This is a genomic window from Paenibacillus sp. PAMC 26794 (assembly GCF_000316035.1).
Lineage (GTDB): Bacteria > Bacillota > Bacilli > Paenibacillales > Paenibacillaceae > Paenibacillus.
This window is the reverse complement of sequence record NZ_ANHX01000012.1, coordinates 13,623-27,031: the sequence shown is the minus strand read 5'-3', so window position 1 is coordinate 27,031 and position 13,409 is coordinate 13,623. Positions and strand designations below refer to the sequence as shown.

Below are 13,409 nucleotides of genomic sequence, written 5' to 3'. Positions count from 1 at the left end.
GAGGAGCGTTCAATGAAGAGGAGAGCCAAATCCAATCTGATCTCGCAGCAAATGTCTTTACAACGAAAAAACAGACTTCTCCTTGCGATCATTTCGCTGGCCCTTGGTGTAGCTATTATAAGCCAGGCCACCTTGGTGGCTGAAGCAGTCCAGCGAATCTTTGTAGAGAAAGCTTCCTTTTCATCAGTGGTCCTGTTGCTTGTCCTATTACTGGTTATTATGGCTGTACGCTCACTGTTGTCGTATGGTAATGGGAAAGTGGGCTTGCATATGGCAGCACGCGCCAAGACGAATATGCGAGCATCTGTGTTGCAGAACCTGACCCGCGCTTCCATGCCTTCAACCCTTCGTGGACAGACGGGAGGAACGGTCAGCGTTGCTTTGGATGCTGTGGATGAAGCCGACAGTTATTTCAGTCAATATATGCCGCGTATGATGGAAGCTGCGATGATCCCGATTCTGATTCTGGTTGTTACATTTACGCAGCACGCCAACACAGGCTGGATTATGCTGTTTACGGCACCATTTATCCCGCTGTTCATGATCTTGGTTGGACTCCAGACGAAGAACAAATCAGAAGAAAAATACGCGCAACTGGCCGAGTTTTCCGGTACATTTCTGGATTCACTTCAAGGGCTGGTTACGTTGAAAATATTCGGACGGGCTAAACGTCAGCAACAGGAAATTGAACGCAGCAGTCTGGGGTATCGTGATGCCACCATGGGCATTTTGAAAATTGCATTTACAAATACGTTTATGCTTGAATCGATCGTGATGTTAAGCATCGGTATTGTCGCGCTTGAGCTGGCTATTCAGTTACTCGTGTTCAAATCGATGAGCTTCCATATGGCCTTTCTTGTGTTGTTGCTCGTCCCTGAGTTTTACAGTCTGTTGAAGAATACGGGAACGGCTTTTCACAGCGGGCGAACCAGTATGGGCGCCATTCGCAAAGTGGAACAGATGCTTGAGGAAACAAGTGGTACAAGCATACCAACCGAGGATGAGAAAGCCGAAAAGGAAACACATACCGGGGATACAAACGTTCTGATGGTGCAGCAGGAAGCGGGGCGTACAACTCGTGCGGCGCTGATTCCAATGCCACCAACCATTGAACTGAACGATGTCCGATTCCAGTACACACCTGATTCCTTTGGACTTGAGACAGGACAGGTCTCAATTGGACCAGGAGAACAGATTGCTATTGTAGGCAAAAGTGGATCAGGTAAAACCACGCTGCTTCATCTCATTGCCGGTTTACTGAAACCAGATTCGGGAGCGGTGCTGGTGAACGGAAGCGAGCTTTCGCAACATGATGAGGCTGCATGGTTCGAGCGGGTTAGCTACATTACACAGCATCCGTATATTTTTGCAGGAACATTTGCCGAAAATATTGCGATTGGCGCGGGGCGGAACGTCTCCAAATCTGAAATTGAGCAGGCGGCAGAGGAAGCAGGGCTTGCTGGTGTTGTCGCACAATTGGAGCAGGGACTGGACACATTTGTTGGTGATGGGGGCAGGGGATTATCTGGTGGGGAAAAGCAAAGACTTGCCTTGGCACGTGCTTTTCTGAAGCGACCAGCTGTTATTTTGTTCGACGAACCCACCGTTGGTCTGGATCTGCACACCGAGCGGGTATTGCAACAATCCATTGCGGCGTTGGGCAAAACGGCGACGATGATTACGGTAGCACACCGTTTATATACGATTCAACATGCGGACAACATTTTGTTTATGGACAATGGAGTGTTGGTGGATTCAGGACATCATGAAGCGCTTCTGGCGCGCCTGCCTCAATATGCGGAGATGGTGGATGTACAACGGAAAGGAGGGTTAGCATGAATGAGCTGACGATTCTGTCAAAAGCGATGATTCAGGAGCGCAAGGATATCTTGCTTTCGATATTGGGCGGATTTATCGCCGGCATAGCAGGGGTAGCTCTCTTTTCCGCGAGTGGGTATATGATATCGCAAACGGTATTTGCCCCACCGCTGTACACCTTAATTGTACTCACTTCCATGGTCAAACTGCTCGGTTTCCTTCGAGCGGCAAGTCGCTACGGAGAACGCTTGTATTCGCACAGGGCAACATTCTCCATGTTGAGCCGTTTGCGGACGTCCTTTTTTGCCAAACTGATCCCGGTAACGCCAGGTATATTGAACAAAAACCGAAGCGGGGATCTGCTTGCGCGGATCGTGGGCGATGTGGAAAGCTTGCAAAATTACTTTTTGCGGGTCGCGTATCCACCCATCATGGTCGTTATGGTGTTTTTGGCTACCATGCTGTTCACTTCGGCCTTTTCGATCTGGATTGCGTGTTTGTTAGTACTAGGTATGCTGATCACGGCATTTGTTGTACCAGGTATTGTCTTGTTAGGTCAGCGAAAAATACACGGACGTGTCCGCCAGCAACGGGCCTTGCTGTCCACGGAAGTAACCGAAGTATTGTATGGTTTCCGGGATTTGAAAGTATACGGCCAATTGGAACAGCGCGAGCAACAGCTTCAGCAGGCTTCCGCTGCACTGGCAACGGAACAGAAACAAGCCGCTTCGCACTTGCTGCGCGGGCAATCCATGCACGTTTTTGTGACGTATCTTGTTACATGGGGTGTGCTGGCACTCAGCGCCTTTTTAATTGTGAATGGATCGTTTGCCGGTGTATTCCTCGCCATGCTGATCCTGGCCACGCAGACCGTGTTCGAAGAAGCTGCGGCAATGGCTATATTACCTCTATATAAGCAGGACAGCGAACACGCTGCTCAGCGACTGTCCGAAACGGTGCCAACCTCCGGTGTGCAACCTGTACAGCCAAGCGGTGAAGTGTCAGCCGATCAGGCGATTTCGATTAAACTATCGAGTGTTAGTTTTCAATATGAAGGGGAATGGAGACCGGCGCTGAGGGAGCTCTCCCTGCAACTTGCAGCAGGCTCCAAAACAGCGATTGTCGGGCCGAGCGGGTCAGGCAAGTCAACGATTATCGATTTGCTACTCAAGCTGCGTGCACCAACGTCTGGCAATATCCGGTTAAACGATGTTCCGTTGCAGGAATTAAATGAAGAGAGCATTTGGCAAAACGCGAATGTTGTGTTGCAGCAAAGTCATTTCTTCCGGGGAACCATCCGGGACAACCTTCTTCTGAATGGAGAAGAACATTCAGATGAACAACTGTCGGCTGTGCTGGATAAAGTCCAACTGCCGAATAAGTTGTTGAGTGATTTGGTTTATGAAAAAGGAGAGAACCTGTCGGATGGCGAGAAACAGCGGCTGGCTCTGGCACGCGCCATGTTGCGCAACGGACGATTATGGCTTCTGGACGAACCGACTTCTTCGCTGGATTATGTCACAGAGAAACATGTGCTCCAGCATCTTCTTGCACAAGCTGCCGAAGATACACTTCTGTTGATCTGCCATCGGCTGACGGGATTGGAAGAGATGGATCGGATTGTGGTCATGGACCAAGGCAAGATTGTGGAATCGGGTTCCTTCTCCGAGCTGATGGAGCAAAAAGGCTATTTTTATGAAATGAAACAAATTGAACGACAAATGATTGGAGACGCTGGGGTGTAAAAACGAATATCAGCCCTACTCAAGGTGTCGATAGTACTTCATAAAAGATTAAAGAACGTTACTGATGTTATCATCAATTAGCCGTACTTTAGTCTTTTTGTCTATCTATTGAGAAGACTCGTTAAGCGGCAATGTTAATTTACCTTTACATAACAGCAGATGATTCAGCCGTTTTATTTTTCTTCGCAAGCGACTTTTTCCTTAGTGTCCTATCATACAAATATGGCTTTCCGTGATATTCCCGTGCATGCTTTTGTTTCTGCTTTTTATGTATATCAACCTTGATCTCCAGATTGGCAACGTTACTCTGGAATTCAGAAGCAACTCGTTTGCACCATTTCAATCCACTTTCTTCAGATGCACTGAAATGAACACGCAATAGATATCCATTCACCGTTAATTCAAACTTGTATAAATTCATGATATGTATCCTTTCCAGGCGGGCATGTTATGCTACACCAAATACGATAATCTGATTATAACACGAACATATGTTCTGTAAAAGTGTTATTTATAATACCCGCAATTCAATAAGGTTCGCTAGACATCTTTGCAAGAGTTCGTTTAATGGTAAAATATCTAAAAATGGTTCATGTTGGGGGATACGCATGTATAAACTGATGATCGTAGATGATGAATTGCTCATGCGGGTTGGAATTCGTTCCATGCTGAATTGGGAAGAGTATAATTTCTATGTTGTTGGTGAGGCGGGAAATGGAAAAGAGGCATTAAGCCTTGCGCTTGAAGTGATGCCTGATCTAATTATTACAGATATTAAGATGCCGATTATGGATGGGCTACAGCTTATACAAGAGGCCTCCTGCGTACTGAAAACCTGTAAGTATGTCATCTTAAGTAATTTTGACGAATTTCATTATGTGAAAGAGGCGCTAAAACTTGGCGCTTCAGATTACTTGATTAAAAGTGAGATCACCGAATCCTCCCTTATTGACCTCCTGAGCACTGTTGGACAGAAACTGCAAAGTGAACATGTTCACCCAACCAACACACCCTCTATAACACAAGACTATTCCAAGAGCCTAAGATATCTAAAGGATAGTTTCTTCCAAGATATTGTAAGCGGATTCATTAGTGAGGAAGATATCGTCACCAAAGCGGAAGAACTGCATTTTCGTATACGTTCGGACCAGTTGGTTGTCATTAAGTTCATCGTGAACTATTACGAGGATGCAAAGCGGAAATATGTTGAGAAGGGGGAAAAGCTGCTCCGATTTTCGATTCTTAATATTATGGAAGAGATCATTCCATCGAAGTGGGAGAAAGAGATTTTTGTTGAAAGTTCCTCTGAATATTGGGTGATCGTCAATGTACTTCCTGAGAGCCAATCTGTACACGCCGACTTGAATAAACTATGTAATAAATTGCTGTCTTCGATCAAGGATTTTATGAATCTATCGCTCACGGCTGGGGTAAGTAGAATGACTTCCGGTTTCCTTCACATCAGGAAGGCCTGCCAAGAGGCAGAAACGGCTCTACAACAGGGTTTCTTCACAGGAAGCAACCAGGTGTTGTATTACGATGATATGGTTCAATCCCCAGATCGACATGAAGTTAAGGGGGCTCTAAGCCCGCAACAAGAACGAGATTTGTTGAAGTTGTGGGTAAGCAAAGACAACCAAAAGGCGGAAGAGTTCCTTGAAGGAATCCGATCGAATCTGGAACAGCTACGAGCGGATGAGAATAGCATTCGCAAGCAATATATCATGGTAATGGAAACGATACATTCCCATCTATCCCGAGCCACGGAAAGAGGTGCACCTTCTTTAACAGAGAAATCCCCATATGAAATCGTTCTAAAGGGGGAGTATTGGGAGGATATCCATCAAGATATGCTTGCTCATATTGCGTATTACTTCCAAACCGATTCCCAAATCAAACAGGAGAGCACTTACACCGATCTCGCCACTGAATTGATCGACAAGTATTATGCGGAAGATATCTCACTGCAAAGTATCGCTAGCCAAATCAGTGTGAATGCGTCGTATCTCAGCCGTGTGTTCAAACAGGAACGAGGAGAGAACTTTATCACGTACTTGACCCGAGTTCGAATTGAACATGCCAAGGCGTATCTATTGAGCAGAGGAATGAGAGTGTATGAAATCGCAGAAAAGGTGGGCTACCATAATTACACGTACTTCAGTAAGATTTTCAAAAAATCGGTAGGTGTCACTCCTGAGGAATATCGAGAATTACAGCAGGGATGAATGTAATCGGTGAATAGAGGTGCAGCATATGAAGCATGTTCGGCCCTTCCGAATCAAGTACAAAATTATGGTGATCTGTATGACGGTCATTATCCTTCCGGTATTGGTGATGACAATCAATTCGTATTACTCCTCAGAGCGGTTGTTGGCACAGAACTATACAACGTTGCTAAACGATCTGGCCAAACAAACGAATATCCGCATTGACGAGTTCCTCAAGGAGATTGAGAAAATTTCGCTGCTCGCCAGCAATGGCCTTAGTGACAATCTGTCTGCGACTCATGAAGGGAGTTTTCCGATCCAGGATTTCCTGCGAGAGGGGGATGAACAACATGAGATTGCCGCATACAATATTCTGATGAATTATATCATGATGAAAGATCGCGTATTCTCCATCTATCTCTACAATATGAACGGGGGACAGGACCTTTTTGTAAGTCCACATCAACCCATTGATCCAAACTTCAAAGTAGCAAACGAATTGTGGTTTAAAAAGTTCATGCATGATAAGGATCGAACGATTACACTCACAACACGAATCGACGAGCAATTGGAGAATAAAATACTGGCAGTGTCACACGCCCGCAAAATTCATGATGTGACTAGTGGAAAACTGCTTGGCGTGATTGTTGTCAGCATTGATATCAAATTCATTGAAATCGTCAACCGCAACTTGCAGGAAGGGCTGCGCTCCAGATTCATGATCGTAGATGAGGATGACAAGATCGTATACAACGTGAACGAACGATTAATCGGGACACTGTTCCGGGACAACGTTCGTCCGCCTGAAGCACTAAATGTCGTGGTGACCAGTCCCCTTAGTCAGCAAAAATGGACAACTTACTTATATATGCCTTTGGATGAGCTCACTGCTGATGGCAAAATATTGGGCCGTAATCTGGTGACGCTTGCCATTGTCATTGTTCTTTTTGCTGCCGTCATATCCAGCTTTTTATCTCACGTGATCACAACTCCCATTAAAAAACTGCTACGGAATATTGCTCTAGTCGAGAAAGGTCGGTTTGAACAAGTTGAACCTATTGGATCAAAAGACGAGATTGGACATTTATCCATTCGATTTAACAGAATGTCGCATGAATTGAAGCGAATGGTCGAACGGATGCAGCAGGAAGAAATAGAGAAAGCCAAGGCCGAGATGCGTGCGCTCCATGACCAGATCAAGCCTCATTTTCTGTATAACACCCTTGGGTCGGTGAAATGGATTGCCTCAATGCAGCAGGCTGATAAAATCGTGAAAATGACCGATGCACTAATCTCGATGCTCCGCTATGCAACAAAATCCGATGGAACCCTCGTAACCATTCGTGAGGAACTTGATAATATAACGAATTACGTAACGATCCAGAATGTCAGGTACTACGATTGTATTCAGATGAGATACGAGATTGAGGATAGACTGCTAAATTATCGCATGCCCAAAATGATCCTGCAGCCGATTGTGGAGAATGCGATTTTTCATGGTCTGGCCGAACTGGAAGAAGACGGAATCATCACCATTCGGATTCAATCACAGCTGGATGAAGTTGTGATCGAGGTCTGCGATAATGGTGTTGGTATGGATCATCATACGATGCAGAATCTATTGGAAGAGAAGCCCGGTGCAAGTACGGGAACGAATGGGATTGGATTGCATAATGTGCAGCGGCGGATTCAGCTTCATTTTGGTAAACCTTATGGAATACAGGTGGAGAGTAAAATGGGTGAAGGTACCATTTTCTCCATTCTGCTGCCTGCCATTATAGAAGCCAAATAGTCATTCATGCTTTCATTTATGCATCTCATAATGCGGTACAGCGATCATAAACATAAGTTTAGATATAAACAAAGGGCTCGCAGTATGAACTGCAAGCCCTTTTGTTCACCCTTTGACGCTACCTAGCACCAAACCTTTGGTGAAATATTTCTGCAAGAATGGATACACAAGCAAAATCGGAATGGCACCCAGGAACATCTGAGCGGCGCGCCCCGTTCTGGCGTTCATCATGGACAACAGCTGCGTATAATCTGACCCAGATTTCAGCATGATTTGCTCAAAACTTTGCAGGAGGGTCTGGAGGTAACTTTGTAATGGATAATTAGCTGGATTGTTCATATAGATAATGCCATCGAACCACGAATTCCAGTGGGCAACGATACTGAACAAACCAACCGTAGCGAGGGCGGGCTTGAGAAGTGGGAGTAGAATACGAAGCAATACCTGTACTGGCCCAGCACCATCGATAATTGCTGATTCTTCAATCTCCTCGGGCAAACCTCTAATGAAATTCATAAGGATAATCATACTGAATACGGGGAGGGCCCCAGGCAGGATCAGAGACCAGATAGAATCGATCAGTCCCATTTTGACGACCACGAGATAGGTTGGAATTAGTCCTCCGCTGAATAACATGGTTACGATGAAAAATCCCATATAAATATTGCGCCCCATTAATTTTTGTTTTGATTTGGAGAGGGGATAAGCCGTGAGTACGATCAGAACCAGGTTCACCACCGTTCCGATAACGGTTCGTTGAATGGCTACCCAGAGAGAGGAGAAAAATGATCCTCCAGTTAATGCAAATTCATAGGCTTTTGTCGTAAATTCCACAGGCCAGAACGTAACACTCCCCGCAGATACAGCTGCGCTGCTGCTGAATGAAACAGCCAGCAGGTTGATAAACGGCAGGATACATAGGAGAGAGATTAGAAGCAGTATGGTGTAGTTTAAGATAAGAAACACACGTCTGCTCATACTTTTATCATAGATCATAATGTGAGTTCCTCCTTCTTAGAAGATACGATAACCAGCCACTCTGTAAGCCAGGATGTATGATACAGCAACGAGAACACTGGAAATGATCGATTTGAATAACCCTACAGCGGTACCAATTGAATACTGTGCTTGTTGAATTCCTAAACGGTAGACATAGGTATCAATAATATCACCCGTCTGATAGACAACAGGGGAGTAGAGATTATAGATTTGGTCAAAGCCAGCATTGAGTACGTTTCCAAGTGAAAGTACGGTCATTAAAACAATGGTTGGCATGAGGAGAGGCAACGTAATGTAGATGGTCTGCTTCCACCGTTTCGCTCCGTCGATCACCGCGGCTTCGTAAAGTCCCGGATCAATACTGGTCAGGGCTGCCAAATAAACAACCGTGCCAAACCCGAATCCTTTCCATATGTCACTCACAATCATCGTCCAAGGAAAAATGGAGGGTGTGCCAAGAAAGGAGATCGGTGCAATACCAAATACACTTAGAAATGTATTGATGATGCCGTCGGAGCTAAGGATATCCAGCATGATGCCGGCCATAATGACCCAAGAGAGGAAGTTCGGAATGTAGACAAGGGTTTGAAATGTACGTTTAATTCCACTGTGAAGTACCTCGTTGAGCAATAATGCGAAAATAACGGGCACGATTATACCACCGATCATCTTGAAGACAGACATGTACAATGTATTCCAGATCGTTCTTACGAAGTTCGGTTGATTAAATATGTGGTTAAAATTATCCCATCCTACCCATGGCGAGTTGAAACCGAGGCCCGGATTGTACTTCTGAAACGCAATAATAAGTCCGTAGAAAGGGATGTAACTAAAGATGAAGACCAAGACCAGGCTTGGGATCAACATGAGATGGTAAGCACGCTGCTGCTTCCATTTTCTCAACATACATATTCCTCCGTTCCTTGTACGCCAAATGTAATCGCTATCAAATAAAGGGGAGAGAGCACCCTCATCCCCTCTTTGTGACAAACGAAATTATTTCTTCCCGTAGGCTTCATTGACTGCCTGGGTTGCGTTATCACCCCCGGCTGCACGCCAATTCTGGACAATAACATCGAAATAATCGATACTTTCGCTACCCATAATGATCTTGGTGAAGCCTTCGGTCAGGATATCATCCAAGGTTGTGCCGTAACTTGAAAGTATTTCTGGCGTAACACCCCATAAGGCCGTCTTTGTGTAGTTCTCGCTGTCCAGTACTTTCTTGGCAAGACCATACGCATTCTTTGGAGCCCCTTGTTGCAAATAATCACCGACTGCTCCTGGGGTTGCATTCTCCATGAACTCAACACTGTTGTTATATTTTTGCCACATACCCGAAGTCGTAAGTCCACTGGTGTCCTTGGATTGAAGGGCAGCGGATACGGCCTCAAATTGCTCGTAATCAGAATTAGGGTTAAGTACACGGAATGCTCCAACAACATGGCCAATATCGTTGTCCAGCAAGGCGGATAACGTTTCTGTCGATTCCTTACCATTGCCTTCATCCACGATATACGCATAGTCGTTCAAAATCTGGATCACTTCTTCAGGGCTCTTGAATCCCTTTTTCATGACGATATAATTGTTGTTGGCGAAAAAGATGGATTGTGTGGCTTCTTTCCCATCAACGGTTGGGATGATATATGGATAGAAGATAGCGTCCTTACCCAGATTGGATACTGTGTCGACACCCGGATTATAACCCCACCATTGGTAATAAGGCTGCATTCCCACTTTACCAGCTACAATGTCCGCGTTCATCGCATTAAAGTCTTTGATTGCAAATTCCGGATCAATGATGCCTCGCTTGTACCATTCTGACCACTCCGCCAGCGCATTTTTCATCTCAGGCTGCACGGAGCCGTACACGAGTTGTCCACTGTTATCTTCCATCCACATATCCGGGTGTGCATTCCATGCAATAGCGAGCAGGTTGAGGTAATCCAATGATTGGTCTACCGCTATACCATAACCGCCGTGCTTTTCCATGAATTTCAATGCGATATTCTTGATGTCTTCCACCGATTTCGGATCTTGGAGTCCCAATTCTTCTTTCCAGTCGTTCCGGATCCAGATGAAGTCGGGTTGATCAATTAATCCCCAGTGCATCTGCGGTATCCCGTACAGCTTACCGTCCTTTTTTCCAGACTCGTAACTGTCCGCATCCGCTTCCATGTAACCTTTGAGACGATCTGAAGCATGTTGATCAAATACCTCGGTAAGGTCCATGACCATATCTGCTTCGACTAACTGTCTCAGTTGTGATGGATTAACTCTGAATACGTCAGGAAGATCGTTCGATGCGATAGCCAAATTGAGTTTTGTATCGTACTCATCGCTAACCCAGTCTGTTTTGACGTTGATATTAAACTTCTCTTTGTATCGCTTAATCCACACATTGTTGGTGATATCGTCGCCCTTTGGATATTTTGCAGAAGTGTATTCTGATGTTACGGTGTGAATGGTGGTCGTTCCAGGCTCGTTGGAATCCTTGTCCGTCGTTGAACCTTTATCAGCACCGCTTCCATTGCTACAGGCTGCGAGTAATAAGGTTGACATGCACACAGACAAGACTAAAGCTTTCGTTTTCTTGTTCATTTCTTTTCCCCCTTATCAGTCATATTTCAATAACGCTTACTTGAAAATATTCTAAACGAGAAAGGGGGAACGGGATATAAAGGTTATTGACGAGAACTGGTATCTTTTTTACTTTCGAGTTGTAGCGGAGAAAAGAAAAATGAGCTTTGTGCACTTTTTTTACTTTGTGCTCCTTCTTTTTTTACTCATGACTCCAAAAATTGCTTTAGATAACGATCGATAACGAGTGAATCCTCTTCGTTTGCTCCGATTCCAAAGCAGTGTCCCCACTTGGACTCTATAGGTTGATACACCGCGTTTGGCATATGCTGAGCATCATACGAACTGTCTTCTGGCGTGAAAAACAAGTCACTTGATCCTGGCATAACGAGTGCAGGAGCAGTGATCTTGCTTAACGCCTGTTCGAAGTTGCCGCCATCTATGGGATTATCGCTTATGTCTCCATAGATTCCTGTACGTAACATGGTAATCAAGTCGTTAGCATCGAAGGGAAGAAATACTTGATCCCAGTAATCTTCTACATAAGATTTCAAGGAGTCGTAACCCTCAGATTGGTACAATTTCTCCAAATAGTACGCCTGCGAGAACCCCCATGGAGCATAAGCTCTTCCCATCGCTGCGAGACCGGCAACCGGAGGGTGTTCATATCTACCATTTTTATAATTCGAATCTGCCTGTAACGCCGCGATCATTGCTTCGAATACCAACTGTGTATGGGGTCTGCTCTTTGCCGTTCCGCCAAAGGGGGCAATACGCTCGACCATCTCAGGATAACTGGTTCCCCATTGATAAACCTGCATGGCTCCCAGAGACCAGCCCACAACAAGTTTGATTTTGGAGATACCGAATTTTTGAGTGATCAGTTGATGTTGGGCACGCACATTGTCATACATGGAGATGGGAGGGAAGTTCTCCTTATCATATGGAGCAGGGGTATTGCTTGGAGAGGAAGATAATCCGTTACCCAACATATTGGGCACAACGATAAAATAACGACTGGGGTCCAGTGCTTTGTCCGTTCCAATTAACCATTCATTATCTGTGTGAATTCCAGCAAACCATGTTGGGACAACAATAACATTGTCCTTTGCCGCATTTAAGTTTCCATAGGTCTTGTAAGCGATAAAGGCTTGAGGGAGCTGTTGTCCCGATTGAAGTAATGTATCTCCAAGGTTATATGTTTCATAATCGTTCATAGATTGATTCTCCTTATAAAATAGTAATAACTTGATTTCACTCTACAATACGTCTATTATCAATTCAACGAAACGTTATCGAACATATCATTCATTTATTTTGAACTTAGGAGGTGCCTGACTCATGGAAATACGCCAGCTAAAAACCTTTTGGACACTTGCATCGACCTGCAGCTTTAGTCAAACTGCTGAATTATTGAGCTATGTACCCTCTACCATAACCATGCAAATCAAATCGCTGGAAGAAGAACTTGGGGTGAAATTGCTGGATCGATTAGGCAAAAAGGTCGTGTTAACGGATGCTGGCCAACAGTTTCTGCCTTACGCCACTAAGATATTAAACGATGTAGAGGAAGCAAAGTGCATATCCAGTCAGCACGGAGAATTGGCGGGAACGGTTGTGATCGGAGCAGACGAAGTGCTGTGTGCATATCTTCTTCCATCCTTGTTCAAACGCTTCCGAGCGGACTATCCTGGTGTGCGGTTATTGTTCCGCCCCTTGTCTGGGCAAGAGCTTAAATCGAGTCTGAGAGAAGGGCATGCCGATGTCGTTTTTGTATTGGATGAGCCTATTAATTCCAAAGACCTTCAGTCAGAGTTTTTAAAGGATGAGACCTTTCAAATGGTGGTTTCTCCCGATCATATGTTAGCATCGCGTTCCGCGTTAGTTATCGATGACTTCCACAAACAGCATTTTTTGCTGACCGAAAAGAACTGTTCGTATCGCACTTATTTTGACCAATCCATAACGAAGAAAGGTGCAGATGCTCTGACAGAGCTGGAGTTTCATAGTGTAGAAGCCATTAAACAATGTGTTGCGGCTGGTCTAGGAATCGCTTTATTACCTGAAATGGCTTTGAAGAAAGAGTTGAGCGATGGGGAAGTGGTTGCTCTGCCGTGGGATTTATCAGATGTATCCTTTTCTGCGCAAATGCTCTGGCATCGGGAAAAATGGATCTCTCCGTCTATGGCTGCTTTCATGGAGGTCGCCAAGAGTGAGTTGATTTGATTGTTCAGAATTTGTTTAGATGTATGTGTTAAAATATTCTTC

General features: G+C 44.9%; 10 protein-coding genes. 5 read left to right on the top strand and 5 right to left on the bottom strand.

Annotated elements, in window-relative coordinates:
- The first annotated feature begins 12 nt into the window (after positions 1-12).
- Entirely contained in the window at positions 13-1,839 is a 1,827-nt protein-coding gene (gene cydD / locus D829_RS0108360) for a thiol reductant ABC exporter subunit CydD (RefSeq protein WP_017688420.1), read from the top strand.
- Positions 1,836-3,563, top strand: a complete 1,728-nt coding sequence (gene cydC / locus D829_RS0108355) for a thiol reductant ABC exporter subunit CydC (protein WP_017688419.1) — start codon at positions 1,836-1,838, stop codon at positions 3,561-3,563. The genes cydD and cydC overlap by 4 nt, the downstream gene beginning before the upstream one ends.
- Positions 3,564-3,708: 145 nt before the next feature.
- On the opposite strand, the gene D829_RS0108350 is transcribed toward cydC, so the two are convergent.
- Entirely contained in the window at positions 3,709-3,984 is a 276-nt protein-coding gene (locus tag D829_RS0108350) for a hypothetical protein (RefSeq protein WP_017688418.1), read from the bottom strand.
- A 187-nt stretch (positions 3,985-4,171) separates the two neighbouring features.
- Here D829_RS0108350 and D829_RS0108345 point away from each other — a divergent pair, with 187 nt between their 5' ends.
- Positions 4,172-5,788 (top strand): helix-turn-helix domain-containing protein, encoded by a 1,617-nt coding sequence (locus tag D829_RS0108345; protein WP_017688417.1) that lies wholly within the window; start codon positions 4,172-4,174, stop codon positions 5,786-5,788.
- A gap of 28 nt (positions 5,789-5,816) precedes the next feature.
- Positions 5,817-7,562, top strand: a complete 1,746-nt coding sequence (locus tag D829_RS0108340; RefSeq protein ID WP_017688416.1) for a sensor histidine kinase — start codon at positions 5,817-5,819, stop codon at positions 7,560-7,562.
- 105 nt (positions 7,563-7,667) lie between these two features.
- Here D829_RS0108340 and D829_RS0108335 read toward each other — a convergent pair whose 3' ends face one another.
- The 4 genes from D829_RS0108335 to D829_RS0108320 all read right to left on the bottom strand — a co-directional run bounded on the left by D829_RS0108335 (position 7,668) and on the right by D829_RS0108320 (position 12,358).
- Positions 7,668-8,558: a carbohydrate ABC transporter permease gene (locus D829_RS0108335; RefSeq protein ID WP_017688415.1), complete on the bottom strand. Its 891-nt coding sequence runs from the start codon at positions 8,556-8,558 to the stop codon at positions 7,668-7,670.
- 18 nt (positions 8,559-8,576) lie between these two features.
- A complete protein-coding gene (locus tag D829_RS0108330) occupies positions 8,577-9,467 on the bottom strand; it encodes an ABC transporter permease subunit (protein ID WP_017688414.1) in 891 nt (296 codons plus the stop codon).
- Between the two features lie 90 nt (positions 9,468-9,557).
- Complete coding sequence (locus D829_RS0108325) at positions 9,558-11,162, bottom strand: extracellular solute-binding protein (RefSeq protein ID WP_017688413.1); 1,605 nt, start codon at positions 11,160-11,162, stop codon at positions 9,558-9,560.
- Between the two features lie 185 nt (positions 11,163-11,347).
- Positions 11,348-12,358: an alpha/beta fold hydrolase gene (locus D829_RS0108320; protein WP_017688412.1), complete on the bottom strand. Its 1,011-nt coding sequence runs from the start codon at positions 12,356-12,358 to the stop codon at positions 11,348-11,350.
- A gap of 124 nt (positions 12,359-12,482) precedes the next feature.
- Between D829_RS0108320 and D829_RS0108315 the strand changes: the two genes are divergently transcribed.
- On the top strand, positions 12,483-13,367 hold the full coding sequence (locus D829_RS0108315) for a LysR family transcriptional regulator (RefSeq protein ID WP_017688411.1): 885 nt from the start codon (positions 12,483-12,485) through the stop codon (positions 13,365-13,367).
- Positions 13,368-13,409 lie beyond the last annotated feature (42 nt).

Coding starts and splice junctions, on each gene's coding strand:
- D829_RS0108335 (WP_017688415.1), bottom strand. CDS start 8,558: ATGATCTATGATAAAAGTATGAGCAGACGTGTGTTTCTTATCTTAAAC.
- D829_RS0108340 (WP_017688416.1), top strand. CDS start 5,817: ATGAAGCATGTTCGGCCCTTCCGAATCAAGTACAAAATTATGGTGATC.
- D829_RS0108330 (WP_017688414.1), bottom strand. CDS start 9,467: ATGTTGAGAAAATGGAAGCAGCAGCGTGCTTACCATCTCATGTTGATC.
- D829_RS0108345 (WP_017688417.1), top strand. CDS start 4,172: ATGTATAAACTGATGATCGTAGATGATGAATTGCTCATGCGGGTTGGA.
- D829_RS0108350 (WP_017688418.1), bottom strand. CDS start 3,984: ATGAATTTATACAAGTTTGAATTAACGGTGAATGGATATCTATTGCGT.
- cydC (WP_017688419.1), top strand. CDS start 1,836: ATGAATGAGCTGACGATTCTGTCAAAAGCGATGATTCAGGAGCGCAAG.
- D829_RS0108315 (WP_017688411.1), top strand. CDS start 12,483: ATGGAAATACGCCAGCTAAAAACCTTTTGGACACTTGCATCGACCTGC.
- D829_RS0108320 (WP_017688412.1), bottom strand. CDS start 12,358: ATGAACGATTATGAAACATATAACCTTGGAGATACATTACTTCAATCG.
- cydD (WP_017688420.1), top strand. CDS start 13: ATGAAGAGGAGAGCCAAATCCAATCTGATCTCGCAGCAAATGTCTTTA.
- D829_RS0108325 (WP_017688413.1), bottom strand. CDS start 11,162: ATGAACAAGAAAACGAAAGCTTTAGTCTTGTCTGTGTGCATGTCAACC.